Below are 18,995 nucleotides of genomic sequence, written 5' to 3'. Positions count from 1 at the left end.
ATAATCTCTTAAGGGTATGTATTCCGAAAGAGACTGCCGTGTGTGCCGGGGAGATCCTTCATAGATCGTTCTCGACCCACGAGGGGCGTCCCCATCACATTGAGCTGAAATATGCCGTCAGGCGCTTTTTGATCTCGGGACTCACACGGTCTCTTCTCCCTCTTTGGGAGCCACCCGCCTCTGTTTCCCCAGGAGACCGCTCGAAATGGCCTCCGTCGCCGCGCTTATCGCCCTCCACGAGTGCCCGTAGACATTCTTGGTGATCGCGATGCTCACCCTGACTTCTTCATGCGGCGAACTCCACGACCAGCCGGGCCAGTTCGGACGGCTGATCCTCCGACACGAAGGTATAGGAATCGGCGACCGTGACCAGTCGGGCGTCGGGCAGGGTCGCCGCGAGTCGTTCGAAGAGCCGGGCAGGGAAGATTCGGTCGTCCTCCGCGCGAACCAGCAACACCGGCTTGCTGAATCCGGTCAGTGCCTCGGCAGCGGCCAGCGTGTATCTGTTGTGCACACCAATGACGAACCGCTTGGTGTCCCTGCGAATCTGCCTGCTGTCGTAGCTCGGCCGCAGGTAGGAGTCGATGATCTCGGCGGGGATGCCGCGCTTGGCCAGCAGGCCGAACGCGGACGGCCGCCGCTGCACAATCGGCAGCCGGAGCAGCCGGCTGGCCAGCCAGACCGCACCGGGCGGCCGAACCAGCTTGGGCAGCGAGGTGAACGGATCGGGCAGGAACTCCTCGAACGCGTCGCACGGGGTGAGCACAACACGGCCGATCCGTTCCGGATGGTCGGCCATCAGGATCTGGGTGAGTGCGCCGCCGGTGTCGTTGGCGACCATGGTGACGTCAGTCAGGTCGAGCGCGTCGAGGAACTCCGCGATCAGCTTGGCGACCCCGGAGGGCGTCAGGTCGGCGTCGGCCGGCATGGGGACCCGGTGCGCGCCGAGCGGCCAATCCGGCGCGATGCAGCGCAATCCCGCGTCCGCGACGGCCGGCACGACTTTGCGCCAGAGGTTGGCGTTGACCAGTAGGCCATGCACGAACACGACAGGCGGGCCGGCGCCGCGCTCGGTGTAGGCGACCCGGCCGCTGGGCAGGGCCACGGTCTTGCCGGTGCCAAGAGCCGGGTCGAGCATGCCGACCTCCTCGGGGATCGGCGTCACCTCGGGGCGAACCTCATGGAGGCGTCTTCGACGCAGCGCAGTTCGTTCAATGCCGCCTGCCGACCTGTGTCGACGGCTGCGCGGAGCAGGCGTGGGCGTCGTTCGGTACGGCCGATCTTCGCGCTGCCGATGGGTGGGCGGATCTGCAGGGTGGCGGGGTGCGACGCCAGAAGCCGCTCTTCCTCCGCTCTGATGGCCTCGCGGCGCAGCCATGTCTCGATGGCCCCTGGTGCGCGCCGGGTGAACCATCGCGACAACAACAGGCGTTCGCCGCGGGACGGAGCCGACGCGGTCTCGTCGATACGTCGAGTGCGAAGCGCAACGATGTGTGTGGCTTTCTGAGCAAGTGCCGTCCGCACGGGGATCGCCTCGCTCAGCCCGGCGTCGACGAACGGCCGTCCGTCGATCTCAACCGGTTCGCCTGCGAGAAGCGGCATCGCAGTCGACGCGCGGAGTGCGGCCTGCAAGCTTGCCTGGTCACGGATCCGCTCGTGCAGATCGATGGCCTGGCCTGTGCGGGCGTCTGTGGCGATGGGGTGGAATTCAACGGTGCTGTCGAGGATCTCCTGAAACCCCATCGGCAGGATCTCGGTGTACACGGTGTGGACGAGGAAACGAGTGTCCACGATCGGCTGCCGGAGCAGTGCACGCCTCGGGTCGATGGTCGTCCGCATGATGATCGGATCCCACCATGCGTGCATGCTGCTTTCGGCGCGACCACACAGCAGCCACGCCGCGTTCAGTGCTCCCGCGGAACTGCCGTACACGGCATCGAACATCGGCAACAGCCCCAGTTGTTCGATGGCGATCGTCATGCCGCTCGAATACGCACCACGAGAGCTTCCGCCTTCGACCAGTAACACCAGGCGCGCGTCGTCGCTGCGATTTCCGGGAACGCTTCCTTGTCGCTTGCGGTCACGGAGCAACTGACGGACAGTGGCGGTCACCGTTCCACCTTCTTTTCATGTGTGATGCCGATTATTTCAATGGCTGGTTGCGTGTGGTCTGTTCGCGGATATCGGCGGCGAGCAGTGAGCGTCGGGTTCCGTCCGCGGTGAGGAGGAGCGGCATTCTCGGTTCCCTTCACGCCTTGAGGGGGCCTTGCCATCCTGCGCGCTTGGTGGGTGGGGATGCGAATACCTGGCAGGTACTCATTCCGGCGCGCGCCGGCCCGGCGGCTATCGTGACGTCTCGTGACAGCTTCGAACGTCGGTCACCTGATCCGCCGGCAACGGGGACTGGCCCGGCGCAGCCAGATGGATCTGGCGCATGAGATCGGCATCTCGCCCCGCCACCTGAGCTTCGTCGAGCTGGGCAAGTCGAAGCCGAGTGCCGACGTGCTGATGAAGATCGCCCAACATCTGGACCTGCCGCTGAGGGAGCGGAACGACTGGCTTCTGGCGGCCGGATACGCTCCCCGCTATCCGGAGACACCCCTGACCGAGTCGGCTCTGTCCCGGGTCCGAGCCTCGTTGCAGGCGCTGCTGGACACGCACGACCCGTTCCCCGGCATCGCAATCGACCGGCAGTGGAACATACAGCTCAGCAACCGCGCTGCGCGCCGACTGGTCTCCGGCATCCCGAAGGACGTGCTTGGCGTGCCGGCCAACGTTTTCCGGATGGCCCTGCACCCCGCCGGGCTCGCCGGCCGTACCCGAAACTTTCCGCAGTGGTCCGCCTACCTGCTGCGCCGGCTCGACCGGGCCGTCGTGCGGACCCAGGACCCCTGCCTCGCCGCACTCGCCGACGAGATCGCGACCTGGCCCGCAATCCCGGAACGCCACACCTGGAGCCGACTTTCCTCAGACGAAGCGGACGACCCGGTCTTGTCGTGGCGGCTGGAGCTCGACGGCGAGGAACTATCGATGTTCACCATGCTGAGCACATTCGGGACCCCGATGGACGTCACCCTGTCCGACCTGTCGATCGAGCTGTTCTTTCCGGCCGACGAGCAAACCGAGACCATCCTGCGCCGCCGCGCTTGAGCAGGCCTTCGACGTGACGTGTCCCACTGCCGCAGCTTCCCTGCTTGCGCCGCACCGGATTCGTCGCTATCTTCCCAGGAAGATGGTTTCCTAGGAAGAAATACTGGTCACAGGCTTGTGAGCGATTCAGATTTCCGTCCCGGTGCCCCCAGCCGCAGGGATCCCGACGACGTAGCGCCGTTCAGCGCCCCTCGCGTCAGCGGCCCCGATCCCATGGGGGTGGCCTCCCTCTGGCAGCGGGAACTACCGGATCTCGACGTCACCAACATCGTGCTGGCATCGATGGTCCACCGGATCGCGCAACTCCTCGAACAGGACTTCACGGAACTCACCAAGGAGTACGACCTGCTGCCGTCCGAGATGCGGATCCTGCTGGCCCTGCGCCGATCCCCACCGGATTACGCGCTCAGCCCGACCCAGCTGTTTCGCCGGCTCATGGTCACCTCCGGCGCCGTGACCAAGCAGGTGAACCGATTGTGTGAACGCGGCCTGGTGAGCAGGCACCTCGACCCGCAGACACCTCGCGGTCAGTTGGCCCGCCTGGAACCGGCCGGACGGCACATCGCCGACCAGGCGGTCCGGCGGATGTGCACGGTGCACGCGGGGCTGGAGACCCTCGACAGAGCCGAGGCGCACCAGGACATCGTGATGTTGCAACGGGTGCTGGCCGTACTGGACCCCTCTGTCGGCTCGCCGGACTCACACGGCCACGGATGACCCTCCCAAGACCCACGAACCAAAGGACATGAAGTGAGCAAGAAGATCGTCCTGATCACCGGAGCCAGCAGCGGAATCGGCGCCGCGACCGCACTGCGTCTCGCCATGTCGGGTCACCATGTGGTGCTCGGCGCCCGTCGCGCCGACCGGCTCGCCGACCTGGCCGCCGCCATCCGAAAGGACGGCGGCTCCGCCGAGCACATGGTCCTCGACGTGACCAGCCCGGACAGCGTCGACTCCTTCGTCCAGGCGGCCCACCGCCGGCACGGGCGCGTCGACGTCTTCGTCAACAACGCCGGCGTCATGCCCCTGTCGCGCCTCGACGCACTGCGCGTCGAGGAGTGGAACCAGATGATCGACGTCAACCTCCGCGGCACTCTGCACGGCATCGCGGCCGTGCTCCCCCTGATGCGCGCGCAACGGTCGGGCCACGTGATCAATGTGTCCTCCACCCTCGGCCACGACGTCGTACCCAACTCCGCCGTCTACAGCGCCACCAAGTTCGCGGTCCGCGCGCTGGCCGAAGGGCTCCGTAAGGAACAACAGGACATCAGGGTCACCGTGATCAGCCCGTCGTTCACCGAATCCGAACTGAACACGCTGGGCGGCGATCCCGGCACCATGGCCTGGGTACGCACCATGGCGGACAAACTCAACATGCCGGCGGGCACCGTAGCCGACGCCATCGCCTACGCGATCGAGCAACCCGCCTCCATCGACGTCAGCGAGATCGTTGTCCGCCCCATCGCCGAAGCCGCCGCCTGACCCGATTGCACCCGGGAACCGAACGACGTTCCCGAGGCCCACGCCGCCCCGTGGGCAGGACAAGGAGGCGAGGTGTGATCATTCCGGGTGACGCGAGCGGAGCCAGGCCGCCGCTCTGCGCGCTGATGCGCGGGACAGCCACGCGTCCTGGACCACCTCGGCCAGTTCGTTCCGGGTGAGCTCACCGATCCGGCCGGCCCGCAGCAGCACAGACGGGTGACCGTCGAAGTGCGCGGTGGTGAAGAACCGCGACGCCTCGTCCTGAACCAGTGCCTGCTTGTCCGCCTCGGACTCGACCCAGAAGACGATCACATCCGCATAGCGCTCCCCGGTGTCGGGGTCGACCGCGTCCGGTCGTGGGGTGCGGAAGAAGACGAACGACTTGCCGCCCACCTGGTAGACCGGATTGTCGCCGGTCCCGTACTCGACGGTGACGTGCGGCATGGCCAGAGCCAGCTCGTGCACGTCCTCGACGCGGGCCGGCCGGCTTCCGTCATCATCGGACACAGCCTCAGCGTAGGCGGCTCCCAGCGGAACGTCAGGCCATGCCGCGACCCCGCAGCGAATCGGCTTCGCGCGGGGTTCGCCCGTCGTCTTCGGTCAGCCGACCTGGGTGAGGGCGTCGATTGCGGCGACGTCTTCGGTTGTGAGGTCGAAGCCTTGCAGGTCGAAGTTGGTGGCGACGCGTTCCCGCCGGGAGGACCTGGGCAAGATCACGATGTCGTGTTCCAGGTGCCAGCGGAGGACGACCTGGGCGGGAGTGACCTCGTGCCTCCGGGCGATCTCGGTGAGGACGGGGTTGTGCAGGTCGGTGTTCTTCAGGCCGCTGTAGCCCTCGACGACCACCCCTCGGGCGCGGTGCTCCTCCAGCAGGGCCGGGTCGTGCTGCGCCGGGCTCCACGGAATCTGGTTGACCGCCGGCTGCCGTCCGGTGGCCTCGGTCAGCAGATCGATCAGTTCCGGGCTGTAGTTGCTCACCCCGACGTTGCGGACCAGTCCGGCGTCCTTGGCGGACAACATCTCCTGCCACGACGAGATGAGTTCGTCCTGGTCCGTCGGCCAGTGGATCAGCCACAGGTCCAGGTAGTCGGTGCCGAGCAGCCGAAGACTCGACTCCAGGGTTCGACGGGCCTGCCGCGCGTCGGCCGGGCGGAGCTTGGTGGTGACGAAGACCTGCTCCCGGTCCAGGCCGCTGTCTTTGACGGCTTTGCCGACTTCCGCCTCGTTCTGGTACAAGGTCGCCGTGTCGACATGCCGGTAACCGATCTCAAGCGCCGCACGCACCGACTCGTACGCCTGCTCAGGCGCCAGCTGCCAGGTCCCGAAACCGATCAACGGCAGAGCAGTACCGCCAGGCAGGTTCACTGTCTTGGTCATGCGGAGCATTCTGCACCAACGCCCTGCCTTGCTCGACGGCCGCTCCGGTAGCGGTGGTCAGGGGCGTTTGAGAACGAGTTCTGCGCCGAGTTGGGCGTACAGCTCGAGCTGGTCGTAGAAGACGCAGTGGACGGCGATGCGATCGCCGTCCATGGTGCGCAGAGAGCACCCGCGGACGCTGACGCAACGGCCGGTGGCCTCGATGATCTCGCCGTTCGGCATCAGGAACGGGCCGCCGTGAGTACCGGTGACGGCCCACTGCGTGATCAAGAGGTTGCCGCAGACGACGGCCCTGCTCCACGGCGTCCAGTGAATGTCGGGGAAGCCCGTGAGGAACGCGCCCAGGAACGAGGCGATCTCGCCGCGGCCCTCACCCACGCCGGCCGGCGACACGTAGACGGCTCCGTCGGTGTAGCACAGCAGGGCGGCCTCCAGGTCGTGCGCGTTCAGCGCATTGACCAGGTCGTCCGTCATGTTGATCATGTTCGACATGTACGAGCCCCCTTCCTCGCGGTCTGGGGCCACCTTCGAACCAGGTTATCGGGGGCGCGAAGAATCACTTCAGTCCGGTCGTTCATCCGGTGCCCCGCATCGTCAGGTGCGCCTCCCGGACGTCGTCGAGCGCGTCTGTGATCGAATCGCTACGCGCGGAGTGGTCCACTCCGTAGGGCGGGCGTGCTCATGACTTCCGCTTGACGCTGACCTCGGCTCCACCAGGTACTGCCCGCCGCTACGTGCACGAGACTCCGGGCTGATCGGCGGGCTCCTCGGCTGACGGGCCGACGCGCAGCACGACGCGTCCGCGGTATCGGTGGGCCTCGCCCCGGGTGGCGGCCTCCGTGTCCTCGTGCGCCTCGCGGGCCTGTGCCAGCGGGAGGATCGTGGTGTCCAGGCGGAGGCCGTCGCGGGGCAGCCGCCGGTTGATCCAGGCGGCGGCCTCGGCCAGTTCCGTAGTCGTGGCCAGGCTGATCGCGAAGCCGACCACGGACTGGTCGTGGATGTAGAGACGGCCCACGTCGAGAGAATCTCCGCCCGGCGCGCTCGCCAGCCCGGCCATCACCAGGACGCGTCCCCGGTCGGCGAGCGCGTCGACCGCGGAGCCGACGTTGCCGCGCCCGGTCGTGTCGCAGTAGACGTCCACGCCCCGCGGGGCCGGTCCGCGCAGGGCGGTGACCAGGTCGGCCGCGGCGGAGTCGATCACCTCGTCGGCGCCCAGCCTGGCGCAGTACTCGGTGTTGCGGGGGCCGCGGGCGGCGGCGATCACGCGGACGCCGAGGTCCTTGGCCATCCGGATGAGGCATGTTCCGACGGCCCCGTTGCCGCCGGCCACGAACAGGGTCTCCAAGGAGCGCATCCGGGCGTGGTGGACCAGGCCCGTGTAAGCGGTGGCGGCCGGATGCAGCACGGCGACGGCGTCGAACGGATCCACCCCGTCGGGCAGCCGGTAGAGCCGGTCGGCGGGCACGCACACGAGTTCCGCCGAGGCGCCCTGGCGCCCGCCGTACCCGAGGCTGTTGGACCAGACGCGGGTGCCGGGGGCGAGCCCGGAGGCGCCGGGGTCGGCCACCTCGCCGACGAGGTCGCGGCCGAGCACCAGAGGCAGGGGGATCGGCGTGTGGTAGGCGCCGGAGCGCACGAACGTGTCCACCCGGTTGACGGCCGTCGCGGTCACCCGGACCAGGACCTCGTCGGAGGCGGGCACCGGGTCGGGGAGCTCGCCGTACCGGATCGATGACGCAGGGCCGCGCTGTTCGACGTAAGCGGCTCGGATGGTCGTCCCCTCCTTCGTTGATCTTCCCATCGTCCCAGATGTCAGGTTTCGAGCGTTTCTGTCGCCCGAAGATCTGTCCGAACCCCTGGCGTCCACCGGCCTGGCCGCGTCACGGTCACAACGATCATGCTCGCCGACCCCGCATGATCGGCTGGAGGCACGTCACTCGGCGGGACGTGGTCCGGGCAACGGGTGAGGACTCCGAATCCGGCCGTCGACTGAGTCAAATGACTTACGTCGCACCGAGTCTGGGCGTTCTCCGGATTAGTCATCCGCCTCTATCAGGCGTCTCCTTCTGGCACATAGGTTCGAGCCGGTTGGTGATCTTAGAGGGCGCGGCTCCAGGGAACCTGCCCCCGGCCGTCAATGAAGATCGGCTCAAGGCTGCACGAACCAGGTGTCCACGCCCCGGGGGAAGCCCGCGATCAGCGAGATGGCGCCGGCCGCCAACCCATCCGCAGCACGACTGTCTGTCTCGAAGACACCTGTATACCAGCAGGACGGAGCGTAATGATCATGAAAATAATCGCAGCGACCAGTATCGTGGCGGCCACCTTGATGGGAGTCGCCGCGCTGGGCGTGTCACACGCGCAGGCCGCGTCCACGTGCAGGTCCAGCAGTAAGAGCTTCAACCTCCCCGGCAAGGCCGATCAGTCGATGACCATCAACCTGTGCGTCAGCCGCACCGGCCCCGGCGGCCGGCCGCGCGCCACCGCAGATGTGAAGTGGGGCAGCTGGGATACCAAGGCGAGTCGCAAGCGCTTCAACTCGATCAAGGTTCAGCTGCGCCTGGAACGCTCTGACGTGAGCAAGGGAAGCCTGTCGCATGAGCTCGCCTCTTCGCTCAACGCCCACGCCGACGGCTCCAGCCCCTACATCTACCTCGTGGACACGACCAGCACCCTGCGCGGGGGCTGGAGCGCCGACGCGACGGTGACCTACGACATCGCCGACGACGGCAAGTCCCCTGCCACCTGGGACGTCACCGGATCGCCCCTCATTTCCTAACGGTGTCCGATTCCTGACGACGTTGGATGCAACGTGAGAAACGGGGACCTCACGTTGCATTGTCTGCCCTCCTGTATCGCGCGAGGACGGCGGCGCCGACCCGCTCGGCCGACAGGCACTCCAGGTACGCGGGCGGGCTGCCGGCGGGGAACAGCCGCTCGCCGGTGCCGAGGATCGTGGGGAAGGTCAGGAGCCGGTACTCATCGATCAGGTCCGCGGCCATGAGTGCCCGCACGACGCTCAGGCTCCCCGCGATGATCACATCGCGATTCTCGCGCTTGACGGCATCGAGAAGGTCGCCGTCGATGACCCGCGAGTTCGCCCATGCCGACGTGTCGGTCGGCGTACGGGAGGCGACCAGCTTCGGCACTGCGTTCATCTGAACGGAGAACGGGTCGTCGCGCATCGGCCAGAGCCGGGAGAACAGCTGCCATGTCGTACGCCCCAGCAGCATGATCCCGTCGTCCAGCACGTTTCCCAGCCGGAACTTGTCCCCGGCGACCGTCTCGGGGCCGTGCCGGAACGCCCAGCCGCCGGTCGGCGTGCCCCCCCGCCCGTCCGGGTCGGACACGATCCCGTCCATGGTGATGAACTCAATGACGATGACGCTCACGATGGATGCCCTTTCGGTCGATGCTCACCTGTACGTACTGGCGGCATCGGCCTGACTCATCGCGCCTGGCGAACCTCGTCGGAGGAAATCTGCTCGGGCAGGCCGAAGGCATCGAACACGGCTGGATCAGCGAACACGACGTTGCGCGCGACGCGGCCGCCGGTGATCGTGAAGACCTGCAGAGTGTGCAGCCGACGCCCCCCGCCGGGCTCCGGCGCGTACGCGGCGAGCGCGGGCTGCCCGTTCGCGGTGAGAGGCCTCATGCCCCATCCCGTCCCGCGCATCTCGAACACGCGGCGTATGAACAGGCCGTAGTCGCGGCTGCCCCGGTACCACAGTGGCACCGGCGGCATCTCCAGGACCGCATCGTCTGTGAGAAGCCGCACGAGTGCGGGGACGTCGGCCGCCTCGAACGCCCGCACGTACCGTTGGATCACCGCGCGCACCTCGGGATCGTCCGGCTCGGCGACCTCTCCCATGTCACCCTGGTCCGCGAGGGCGGCGCGGGCTCGCTGCAAAGCGCTGTTGACGGCCGGGACCGTGGTCTGCAGTTGGGCGGCGACCTCGGCGGCACTGAACTCCAGCACCTCGCGGAGCACGAGTACGGCCCGCTGCCGCGGCGGCAGGACCTGCATGGCCGCCACCAGCGCGAGCCGCATGTCGGCCCGCACCCCTGTGTCGAACCGTACGTCGGGAAACGGTTGCAGCCAGGGGATGTCGAAGGCCGGTGTGAGCGGAGCCTCGGTGTCGTCGTTCGGCGCGCCGAGCCCGGACGGCAACGGACGCCGTGCACGTCCCTCCAGCGCGGTCAGGCAGGCGTTGGTCGCGATCCGGTACAGCCAGGTCCGTACGGTCGCGCGCGTGTGGTCGTACCGGTCGCGAGCCTTCCACGCCCGCAGCATGGTCTCCTGGACCAGGTCCTCGGCCTCATGGAACGAGCCCAGCATCCGGTAGCAGTAAGCCACCAGCTCACCCCGGTAAGGCTCGAAGTCCACGGATCCATCATGGTGTACGGCTCGGGCGGCTCGCGATGCGGCACTGAGGGAGAGGGCCACAGCGAGATGGCGGGTACGGGCACGTTCCGCGTGCACGCGCCTCTCGCGCCGGGTCCGGCCGAGCCGTCGCCGAACGGCTCGGCCGGACCATCGGGACTTCGACGAGTGGGACTCCGTCTACTGTCTGCGCATGAGCAGGTGGCCTCGGCGGAACCGCTCATCCTCGAGAGGCTCACGGAGCATTCGTCCGACTTCGACGAACCCTGCCTTGCGCGCCAGTTCGGCCAGGTCGTCGATCGGCCATCGGTAGGCCGGCGTCACCTTGTGGTCGAATACCACCACGGGGTCGCCCTCGGATTCGAAGAAGCCGAGCAGGATGTGGCCATCCGGAGCCAGTACGCGGCGAAACTCGGCGAAGTACGGCGGCAGTTCCTGCGGCGGAGTGTGGATGATGGAGTACCAGGACACGATGCCGCCCAGCTCGCCGTCGGCGAGGTCCAAGGCATCCATCGAACCGACCTCGAAGCGCAGGCCGGGGTAGGCCTCACGGGCAAGGCCGATCATCACGGGCGACAGGTCGACGCCGAAGGCGTCCAGCCCCAGGTCCCGCAGGTGCGCTGTGACATATCCGGGGCCGCAACCGAGCTCGGCGACAAGCCCGGCACCGGCGGCCCGCACGAGCTCGGCGAACGGGGCGAACATCGCGCGGTCCAGCGGCAGGCGGTCGAGCGCACCCTGGGTGAACTCGGCGTAGAGGACGGCGACGTCGTCGTAAGCCTCCGCGGTCGCAGTCAGATACGAGGGGGGTTCGGTCATGGCGGACGACTCTAGTGCCTCGTCGCGCGTCGGCCGGCTGAGCCGTCATGTCGTGATTCCACCGGCTAGCGGGCGGCCCGAAGGATCAACTTCGTCACCACGTCGGGGTGACTCATCATGGCGACGTGTGAGCTGTCGATCTCAACGGTCGTGGCGCGGGCTCGCTTCGCCATCACCCGCTCGGCTTCGGGCGGGATGATCCTGTCCTGCCGGGCGACGAGGTACCAGCTCGGCACCGACTTCCACGCCGGTGGACCGGATGGCGTGACGAGCGCCGCCAGCGCGCCGGGCCGCTGGGTAGCGGCCATGACGCCGGTCGTGCTCCGCGGAAGATCCTGCGCGAACAGGTTATGGAAGTAGGCCGGATCGATGTAGGCATCCCCGTCTCCGGGGGCGGCACCCGGGTAGGGCCGCACGATGAGATGGTCGGTCACGTCGGTGTGGCCACCGCCCAGCGTGTTTGCGGCAGCGACGCTCTCGCCCGCGTCCGGGGCATAGGCCGCCACGTAGACAAGGGCCTTGACGTTCGGGTTTCCGGTGGCGCCGTTGCTGATCACAACCCCTCCGTAGGAATGGCCGACGAGCACGACGGGACCGTCGACGCCGGTCAGGAACTGACGGAGGTATTCGCCGTCCGCCTGCGGTCCACGTAGCGGGTTGGGGAACGCGACCACCTTGTAGCCGGCCGCGAGCAACCGGCCGGCGACGGCGTTCCAGCCGCCGGCGTCGGCGAAGGCGCCGTGGACCAGGACGATCGTCGGCTTCGCCGATGACGTTCGAGGCGTCTGCCCGGCGACGGTGAGGGGGCCGGAGGATGCGTTCGCAGAGGTGGTCGGCCCGGTGAGAGCGAGCCCGCCCATAAGAACAGTGGCCAGGGCGCCGGCGATCGTCCCGAGCAACCGGCGACGCGGGCGGGAGCGCGGGGGTGCGCCGGAGTGGGAGTTGTGGGATGCCATGGGGACTCCTCAAGTCGATGGGACCCGCACATCGTTGGCCGGCGGGAGCGATCATCGGACCACGTGATGTTCGTAGTCCTCCCGCGCTGGTGCTGTCCGAGTGCGAGGCCTAACGTCGTTCACATGATCAGAATCGCTGGGCTCTTCGGCCGGGATGACGAGCGGAGGCGGTTGGGTCTCCTGCTCGGCAATGCGCGAAACGGTCGCGGCGGATCACTCCTGATCACCGGAGAACCGGGGATCGGCAAGACGGCGCTGCTCGAGGCGTCCGCTGCCGGCGCGGCCGGATTGTCACTGCTCCGGCTCGACGGTTTCGAGTCGGAGATGACGCTCCCCTTCGCGGCCATCCAGCGGCTGACCATCCCGCTGAGTGAGCACTTACCCGCGCTCTCCGACCGCCAGCAGCAGGCGATCGAGGTCGCCTCGGGCATCGCCGAGGGCCCGCCACCCGACCGCTTCCTGGTGGGGCTGGGAGTGCTCGGTCTCCTTGCCGCGGCCGCCGCCGAGACGCCCGTCGTGTGTGCTGTGGATGACGCACACCTGCTGGACCAGGAGAGCCTGGACGTCATGGCCTTCGTGGCTCGGCGTATCGCCGTCGAGCCGGTCGCGATGCTTTTCGCCGCCAGGGATGAGGAAACCGTCGCCGCGCGGATGGGCGGTGTTCCCGAGCTGGCGCTCGGCGGGCTCGATCAGGAGTCGGCCACGGCTCTTCTCAGCAGGTCGCTCGCCGCTCCGATCGACCCGGCCTCGGCGGCCGCGATCGCGCGGGCCACGGGAGGGAATCCGCTCGCGCTCATCGATCTCGCCGAAGGCCTGTCCGCGCAGGAGCTCGGCGGCCTGGGCCTCGGCAACGATCCGATCCCGGTGGGCCGTCGTCTCGAGGCGCATTATGCGCGGCGGGTGCGGGAGACGGGCGACGAGGTCCAGCAGTGGGTGCTGCTGGCCGCCGCGGACACCACGGGGAACATCGACTTCATCACGTCCGCGGCACACGCGATGGGTCTCGGTGAGGACGTGCTGGATCAGGCCGAGGCCGCCGGGCTGGTGGAGCTGCGGGAAACGGTCCGGTTCCGGCACCCGTTGGTGCGATCCGCCGTTTACAACGCCGCATCGGGCGCGGACCGCAGGCGAGCACACCGCGCCCTGGCCAGGGCCGCGGACCGGCACGGGATGGTCGAGCTCGAGGCATGGCATTCCGCGAAGGCCACGCTGGGAACGGACGCGCACGTGGCCGACCGGCTGGAGCACGCGGCAGACCTCGCCGCGCGTCGTGGCGGCTTCGCGTCCCGGGCGAGCATTCTGACCCGTGCAGCGGAGCTGACCCCGCCTGGCCGCGTCAAGGACTCGCGCCTGGTCGGCGCGGCAGAGGCCGCGCTCGCCGTGGGCGCCGCCCAGATAGCCCACGAGCTGCTCGAGAGGGTCGACGCCGGCTCCGCCGATCGCGTCGATCGCGGGCGGATGATCGTCGTTCGCTGTGCGCTCGGTACGTTCACGGCGGATCCGGCCGTGGTGTTGCCTGCGGCGGCCGAACTCGTCCGTGCCGCGGACGAGTTCCACGGACTCGACACCGAACGTGAACAACGGACACTCCTCAAGGCCTTCGAATCCTGTACGGTCGCCGACCGGCTCATGAAGGGCATCTCGCAGCACGCCCTGGGCCGGCGCATCGAGGCCGCGTCGAAGTCGGGGAGCGGAGTGGGATCGACGATCTTGGCTGGCCTCGGGGCACTCATCCTGCGGCCCTACGCGGAGGCGGTTCCACGTGCCAGGGCAGCCTTCGAGGCGATCGTGAAGCTGCCGGACCGCGAGATGATGCACATGGGCTCGGCGATCGCAGCGCTGGGAACCTTCCTGTGGGATGACGCTGGTCGCAGGGCCGGGCTCGCACGGGCTGCCGCGGCGGCCCGCGACGCCGGGGCGCTGCAGGCCCTCGACGTGTTGATGTGGACCACTTCGCTGTCTGAGCTGACCGGTGGGACCGTGCGACGGGCCGAGGAGGCCATCGAACAAGTCCGCGAAGTACGGCTTGCGATGGGCTACGACGCGGAGAACGTGATCAACGCCGCCCTGATGGCGTGGACCGGTTCGCCGCGCCACGTCGTCCTCGCCATCGCGGACGGTGCGAACGCCGCCGGCTTCGGTGGTGTCGGCGCCACCGCGATCGGGGCCGTCGGGCTTCGCAACCTCGCCGAAGGCAATTACCGCGACGCCTACGACCGCCTCAAGCCGCTGGTCCAGGACCCGTTTCTGCAGGTGACGCCCACTCAGTACCCCGACTTCGTCGAAGCCGTGGTCCGGAGCGGACACGCACCCGAGGCGCAGCCGTACGTCGACCTCCTCGTCGACCGGGCCGCGGCGAACGACTCCCTGTGGTGCCGTGGAGTCGCCGAACGCACTCAAGCGTTGACCAGCGACGACTCAGCGGCGGAACCCCACTTCGTGGCGGCGATCCAGACGCTTGGGCAAACGGGTGCGGAGATCGACCTCGCCCGTGCGTATCTGCTCTACGGCGAGTGGTTGAGGCGGATGAGACGTCGCCGTGAAGCAGGCGAGCAGCTACAGCTGGCGGTCCAGCACTTCGAACACAGCGGCGCACATATGTTCCTCCCGCGGGCCAAGGCGGAACTCGAGGCCGTCGGAGCGAAGCCGGTGGCCCACACCGACTCCGGGACACCCGATCTGACCACTCAGGAGTCGACGATCGCCAGGCTGGCGGCGGTCGGGCATACGAATGCGGAGATAGCGGTCAACCTCTTCATCAGTGCGAACACGGTCGACTACCACTTGCGCAAGGTGTTCCAGAAGTTCGGCATCTCCTCGCGGCGTCAGCTCGCGGACAGGCTGGACGCCGCCGACGGCTGACCGACTACGTGGATCACGTGGTCCACGAGAGGGGGCACCGGCGGCACGCTCGATTCACCCATCGAGCCAAAGGAGGCCACGGTGCCCCACGTCACCGCCGACGACGGAGCCAAGATCTTCTACAAGGACTGGGGGACCGACGGATCCCCGGTTCTGCTCAGCCACGGCTGGCCGCTCAACTCCGATGCCTGGGAGGCGACCGCCCTCTTCCTCGCGAGGAACGGGCACCGTGCGATCGCCCACGACCGGCGGGGCCACGGACGCTCGTCGCAGACCTGGCACGGCAACGAGATGGACACCTACGCCGACGACCTGGCCTGCCTGATCGAACACCTCGACCTGCGCGACCTCACCCTGGTCGGTCACTCGACCGGTGGCGGGGAGGTCGTCCACTACATCGGCCGGCACGGCACCAGTCGCGTGTCCAAGGTGGTCCTGGTGTCGGCCGTCCCGCCGTTGATGCTGCGCACCGGCGACAACCCCGAGGGGTTGCCGCCGGAGACCTTCGACGCCATCCGCGCGGGCGAGGCCGCGAACCGGTCCCAGCTCTACCGCGATCTGGCCGACGGCCCGTTCTTCGGGCACAACCGCAGGCAGGACGTCGACCAGGGATTCCGGGACGCGTTCTGGCTGCAGAGCATGGCGTGCGGGCACCGGGCCGCGTACGAGTGCATCGCGGCCTTCTCGGCCACCGACTTCCGGCCGGACCTGGCGAAGATCGACGTCCCCACCCTGGTCGTCCATGGCGACGACGACCAGATCGTGCCGTTCGAGGTCGGAGGGAAGCGGTCGGCCGAGATGATCGACGGCGCCGTCCTGAAGGTCTACGAGGGCAGCGGGCACGCTCTGCCCGACACCGACCGAAACCGCCTGCACACCGACCTGCTCGCGTTCATCGACGCCTGATCCGCCGAAAGGAGCACTCATGAACCACACCGTTCGTCCCGATACCGTGGTACTCGTTCACGGCCTGTGGGTGACGCCCCGCAGCTGGGAGAACTGGGTCAAGCACTACGAGGCCAAGGGCCTCACCGTGCTCACCCCCGCCTACCCGGGCTTCGAGATCGAAGTCGAGGCACTCCGCGAGAATCCAGACGTCATCGCCAAACTGACCGTCAACGAGACCCTCGACCACCTCGCCGGCGTCATCGAATCGGTCCCGACCCCGCCGATCATCATGGGTCACTCCTTCGGGGGCACGCTCACCCAACTGCTCCTGGCCCGCGGGCTGGGATCCGCGGGGGTGGTCATCGACTCCGCACCCACCGAGGGAGTCCGGGTCAACCCGCTGTCTCAGGCGAAGTCGCTCTTCCCGGCGCTGAAGAACCCGGCCAACCGCCACAAGGCCGTCGGCTTCACGCCCGAAGAGTTTCACTACGCCTTCACCAACACCCTCACCGAGGACGAGTCCCGCAGGGCGTGGGACCGCTACGCCATCGCGGCACCCGGATACTGGGTGTGGGAGTACGGGCTGTTCGCGAACTTCAAGCCTGGACACCAGGACACGTGGGTCGACTATTCCGCCGACCGTGCTCCGCTGTTGTTCATCGGCGGCGAGAAGGACCACATCATGCCGCCGTCGGTGAACAAGTCGAACGCCAAGCACTATGAGAAGTCTCCCGCAGTCACGGAGTATCACGAGTTCGAGGGCCGTGACCACTGGACCTGTGCCGCGCCCGGATGGGAGGCCGTGGCTGACTACGGCCTGGCCTGGGCCCTGGAGCACGCGACGTCCTCCCCTCGCGACACCCACGCGGAATCCTGACCCATGTGGAAGAAGGTGGGCCCGCCCATGACGATCCTCACCCACGTGGGCGGGCCCACCGTCTTGGTGGAACTCGACGGCTGGCGCATCCTCACCGACCCCACCTTCGACCCGGCGGGACGACGGTATGGATTCGGGTGGGGCACCTCGTCCGTCAAACAGCGCGGCCCCGCCGTGGCGGCCGAGGACGTCGGCCCCGTCGACGTCGTTCTGCTCAGCCACGATCACCACGCCGACAACCTCGACGACCTCGGCCGGGCCCTGCTCCCCGGCGCGACCACGGTCGTGACAACGAGGCCGGGGGCGCGACGTCTGGCACTGCCCGACGTCCGCGGTCTCGCGGCAGGCGGGACGACGCGCCTCACCGCTCCGGGCAAGCCGCAGTTGACGGTCACCGCCACCCCCTGCCGGCACGGGCCACCCCTGAGCCGACCCGTCGCCGGAGCCGTGGTCGGGTTCGCCCTCGCCGTCGGCGACCGGCCGGGCGTCGCGGTGTGGATGACGGGCGACACCGTTTTGAACCGGCCGCTCCGCCGGGTCGCGCGACGGCTGGACGTCGACGTCCTGCTCCTCCACCTCGGCGGCGTCCGCTTCCCGCAGACCGGCCCTCTGCGCTATTCCATGGACAGCGGGGACGCCGTCGAACTCCTCGCCCTGTCACGACCGCGTGTGGCGGTTCCCGTTCACTACGACGGCTGGTCACACTTCTCCGAACCACCGCAACACCTGCGCAGCACGCTGGCTGCCGATCCCGGTTCTCGTTCCGTCGTCCGCTGGCTCGAGCCGGGAACTCCTACCGGCGTGTGATCGCGAGGCCCTAGAGTCCATGGTCATGTCGCAGGGAGCGGATCACGTTGACGGCCGGGTTCGACAGGACCACGGGGAGACGCCGGAGCCTGAGCGGCCGGTGGGTGTGCGGGGACGGGCCGGACGTGCCCTGCGTGCGGCACGCGGGCCGTTGATCGTCGTCGCCGCGCTGGCACTGGCCGTCTCCGGCTGGCAGATCTGGACGCACCTGACGCGATTCCACGAACACATCAGCGGCGCCCAGGGGGCGTTCCCGACGGCGCTGGGGACCGGGGCGCCGTCTGCGCCCAGCCAGGTGATGCGGGCCACCTCCGCCACTTACGGCGTCCTTGGGGGCCTCACGATCGACCCGTCGAGCGACGGGGTGGTGGCCCGGGATCTGCGCACCGGAAAGGACTATTGGCGCTACGGCCGCGACGGCGCCGAAGTGGGCGAGGTGAGCTTCGCGGACGGCGCCGTGGCCGTGTGGTGGACGGACGGCGTGGTCGTCGGCATCGATCTTCGCAGTGGGCGACCGCGCTGGCACGCCGAGGCATCGTACGACGGCGGCTCGGAGGCCTTCGACGACGTACGGGTGACGGGCGGCCGGGTCGTGACCGCGAATCGGCACCGGCTGGACACCTTCTCGGAGGATGACGGCACCCTCCTGTGGACGGCCATGGCCCCCGAGGGATGCGAGTGGAGGTCCGGAGTCCGCTACGCGATGCCTGGAGTGCTCGTGGCACCCCAGCGGTGTGGTGGCGACGCCGTCTCTCTCATCGCACTGGACGCGGGACGCGGCACCGAGCGCTGGCGGCTTCCCCAAGGTCTGAACGACTTTCAGCCGGCCGACGACCACACTCTGGCCACGGCTCTTTGGCAGCAATACGGTCAGGGCGCGGTCGTCGACGTCTCCGGTCCGAAGCCCGCGATCCGCACGCTGCGGATCCCGGACGACCATGTGACGGTGGACGCGGGAAGCGGCGTGCTGCTGACGTTCGCCACGGCCGGCCGGACCCTGTCCGACCCCCTTCAGGCATACGGCCTGAGCGACGGGCGGCCGATGTGGTCGTACGAGCCCGGCGAGGGCGACAGCCTCGGCGGTCCCGTGATCGTCGATGACAAGGTGTACGTCGTGCGGCAGCCCCTGCCGGAACGGACAGGGCAGCCCCGGGAGGGGCGCACCGATCTCCTCGTGCTGGACGTGCACACCGGGCGGCTGCTGCATTCGATGAGGTTGCCGGACCGGCCGCCGTCCCGCGGTGACTCCACGTCCGGAACCCTGGCCGTCAGTCAGGCCCGTGACGGCGTGGTCGGCATCAGGTGGAGCGGCACCCGGATCTTCAATCTCCCCAGTGACCGGCTGCTGATCGTCACGGATTGATCCGCTGCTGAAAAAGCAGGGCCGGCCACG

General features: G+C 68.4%; 19 protein-coding genes. 9 read left to right on the top strand and 10 right to left on the bottom strand.

Features of this window, described 5'->3' with window-relative positions; all coding sequences use genetic code 11:
• Positions 1–286: 286 nt before the first annotated feature.
• Both Pmi06nite_RS09130 and Pmi06nite_RS09125 read right to left on the bottom strand, forming a co-directional pair.
• On the bottom strand, positions 287–1,165 hold the full coding sequence (locus tag Pmi06nite_RS09130) for an alpha/beta fold hydrolase (protein ID WP_239113774.1): 879 nt from the start codon (positions 1,163–1,165) through the stop codon (positions 287–289).
• Entirely contained in the window at positions 1,162–2,112 is a 951-nt protein-coding gene (locus Pmi06nite_RS09125) for a patatin-like phospholipase family protein (RefSeq protein WP_203952464.1), read from the bottom strand. Before Pmi06nite_RS09125 ends, Pmi06nite_RS09130 begins: the two co-directional genes overlap by 4 nt.
• A 246-nt stretch (positions 2,113–2,358) precedes the next feature.
• Here Pmi06nite_RS09125 and Pmi06nite_RS09120 point away from each other — a divergent pair, with 246 nt between their 5' ends.
• The 3 genes from Pmi06nite_RS09120 to Pmi06nite_RS09110 all read left to right on the top strand — a co-directional run bounded on the left by Pmi06nite_RS09120 (position 2,359) and on the right by Pmi06nite_RS09110 (position 4,632).
• Positions 2,359–3,150 carry a helix-turn-helix domain-containing protein gene (locus Pmi06nite_RS09120; protein WP_203952463.1) on the top strand — a complete coding sequence of 264 codons (792 nt, stop codon included), beginning with the start codon at positions 2,359–2,361 and terminating at the stop codon, positions 3,148–3,150.
• A 117-nt stretch (positions 3,151–3,267) separates the two neighbouring features.
• On the top strand, positions 3,268–3,867 hold the full coding sequence (locus Pmi06nite_RS09115; protein WP_203952462.1) for a MarR family winged helix-turn-helix transcriptional regulator: 600 nt from the start codon (positions 3,268–3,270) through the stop codon (positions 3,865–3,867).
• 33 nt (positions 3,868–3,900) lie between these two features.
• The gene (locus tag Pmi06nite_RS09110) at positions 3,901–4,632 is read left to right on the top strand and encodes an SDR family oxidoreductase (RefSeq protein WP_203952461.1); all 732 of its coding nucleotides are present in this window, start codon (positions 3,901–3,903) and stop codon (positions 4,630–4,632) included.
• Between the two features lie 78 nt (positions 4,633–4,710).
• On the opposite strand, the gene Pmi06nite_RS09105 is transcribed toward Pmi06nite_RS09110, so the two are convergent.
• The 4 genes from Pmi06nite_RS09105 to Pmi06nite_RS09090 form a co-directional block, all read right to left on the bottom strand.
• Positions 4,711–5,139, bottom strand: a complete 429-nt coding sequence (locus Pmi06nite_RS09105) for an MmcQ/YjbR family DNA-binding protein (RefSeq protein WP_239113773.1) — start codon at positions 5,137–5,139, stop codon at positions 4,711–4,713.
• A 93-nt stretch (positions 5,140–5,232) separates the two neighbouring features.
• Complete coding sequence (locus tag Pmi06nite_RS09100) at positions 5,233–6,009, bottom strand: aldo/keto reductase (RefSeq protein ID WP_203952460.1); 777 nt, start codon at positions 6,007–6,009, stop codon at positions 5,233–5,235.
• A 57-nt stretch (positions 6,010–6,066) separates the two neighbouring features.
• A complete protein-coding gene (locus Pmi06nite_RS09095; protein ID WP_203952459.1) occupies positions 6,067–6,501 on the bottom strand; it encodes an ester cyclase in 435 nt (144 codons plus the stop codon).
• 238 nt (positions 6,502–6,739) lie between these two features.
• A complete protein-coding gene (locus Pmi06nite_RS09090) occupies positions 6,740–7,810 on the bottom strand; it encodes an NADPH:quinone reductase (RefSeq protein WP_239113772.1) in 1,071 nt (356 codons plus the stop codon).
• 486 nt (positions 7,811–8,296) lie between these two features.
• On the opposite strand from Pmi06nite_RS09090, the gene Pmi06nite_RS09085 reads away from it, so the two are divergent.
• Positions 8,297–8,788, top strand: coding sequence for a hypothetical protein (locus tag Pmi06nite_RS09085; RefSeq protein WP_203952458.1), 492 nt, complete (start codon positions 8,297–8,299; stop codon positions 8,786–8,788).
• Positions 8,789–8,837: 49 nt separating this feature from the next.
• On the opposite strand, the gene Pmi06nite_RS09080 is transcribed toward Pmi06nite_RS09085, so the two are convergent.
• The 4 genes from Pmi06nite_RS09080 to Pmi06nite_RS09065 form a co-directional block, all read right to left on the bottom strand.
• On the bottom strand, positions 8,838–9,401 hold the full coding sequence (locus Pmi06nite_RS09080) for a dihydrofolate reductase family protein (protein ID WP_203952457.1): 564 nt from the start codon (positions 9,399–9,401) through the stop codon (positions 8,838–8,840).
• Positions 9,402–9,457: 56 nt separating this feature from the next.
• A complete protein-coding gene (locus Pmi06nite_RS09075; protein WP_203952686.1) occupies positions 9,458–10,456 on the bottom strand; it encodes a sigma-70 family RNA polymerase sigma factor in 999 nt (332 codons plus the stop codon).
• A gap of 117 nt (positions 10,457–10,573) precedes the next feature.
• Positions 10,574–11,212, bottom strand: a complete 639-nt coding sequence (locus Pmi06nite_RS09070) for a class I SAM-dependent methyltransferase (RefSeq protein ID WP_203952456.1) — start codon at positions 11,210–11,212, stop codon at positions 10,574–10,576.
• 65 nt (positions 11,213–11,277) lie between these two features.
• On the bottom strand, positions 11,278–12,168 hold the full coding sequence (locus tag Pmi06nite_RS09065; protein WP_203952455.1) for an alpha/beta fold hydrolase: 891 nt from the start codon (positions 12,166–12,168) through the stop codon (positions 11,278–11,280).
• A gap of 123 nt (positions 12,169–12,291) precedes the next feature.
• Between Pmi06nite_RS09065 and Pmi06nite_RS09060 the strand changes: the two genes are divergently transcribed.
• The 5 genes from Pmi06nite_RS09060 to Pmi06nite_RS09040 all read left to right on the top strand — a co-directional run bounded on the left by Pmi06nite_RS09060 (position 12,292) and on the right by Pmi06nite_RS09040 (position 18,965).
• Positions 12,292–15,030, top strand: coding sequence for a helix-turn-helix transcriptional regulator (locus tag Pmi06nite_RS09060; protein ID WP_203952454.1), 2,739 nt, complete (start codon positions 12,292–12,294; stop codon positions 15,028–15,030).
• Positions 15,031–15,111: 81 nt separating this feature from the next.
• Positions 15,112–15,936 (top strand): alpha/beta fold hydrolase, encoded by an 825-nt coding sequence (locus Pmi06nite_RS09055; RefSeq protein WP_203952453.1) that lies wholly within the window; start codon positions 15,112–15,114, stop codon positions 15,934–15,936.
• 19 nt (positions 15,937–15,955) lie between these two features.
• Entirely contained in the window at positions 15,956–16,795 is an 840-nt protein-coding gene (locus Pmi06nite_RS09050) for an alpha/beta hydrolase (RefSeq protein ID WP_203952452.1), read from the top strand.
• A gap of 27 nt (positions 16,796–16,822) precedes the next feature.
• Complete coding sequence (locus tag Pmi06nite_RS09045; protein WP_203952451.1) at positions 16,823–17,602, top strand: MBL fold metallo-hydrolase; 780 nt, start codon at positions 16,823–16,825, stop codon at positions 17,600–17,602.
• Positions 17,603–17,627: 25 nt separating this feature from the next.
• Positions 17,628–18,965, top strand: a complete 1,338-nt coding sequence (locus tag Pmi06nite_RS09040; protein WP_203952450.1) for an outer membrane protein assembly factor BamB family protein — start codon at positions 17,628–17,630, stop codon at positions 18,963–18,965.
• Positions 18,966–18,995: the final 30 nt, after the last annotated feature.

Source organism: Planotetraspora mira (assembly GCF_016863275.1).
GTDB classification, from domain to species: Bacteria; Actinomycetota; Actinomycetes; order Streptosporangiales; family Streptosporangiaceae; genus Planotetraspora; species Planotetraspora mira.
This window is presented reverse-complemented; position numbering and strand designations above follow the sequence as displayed.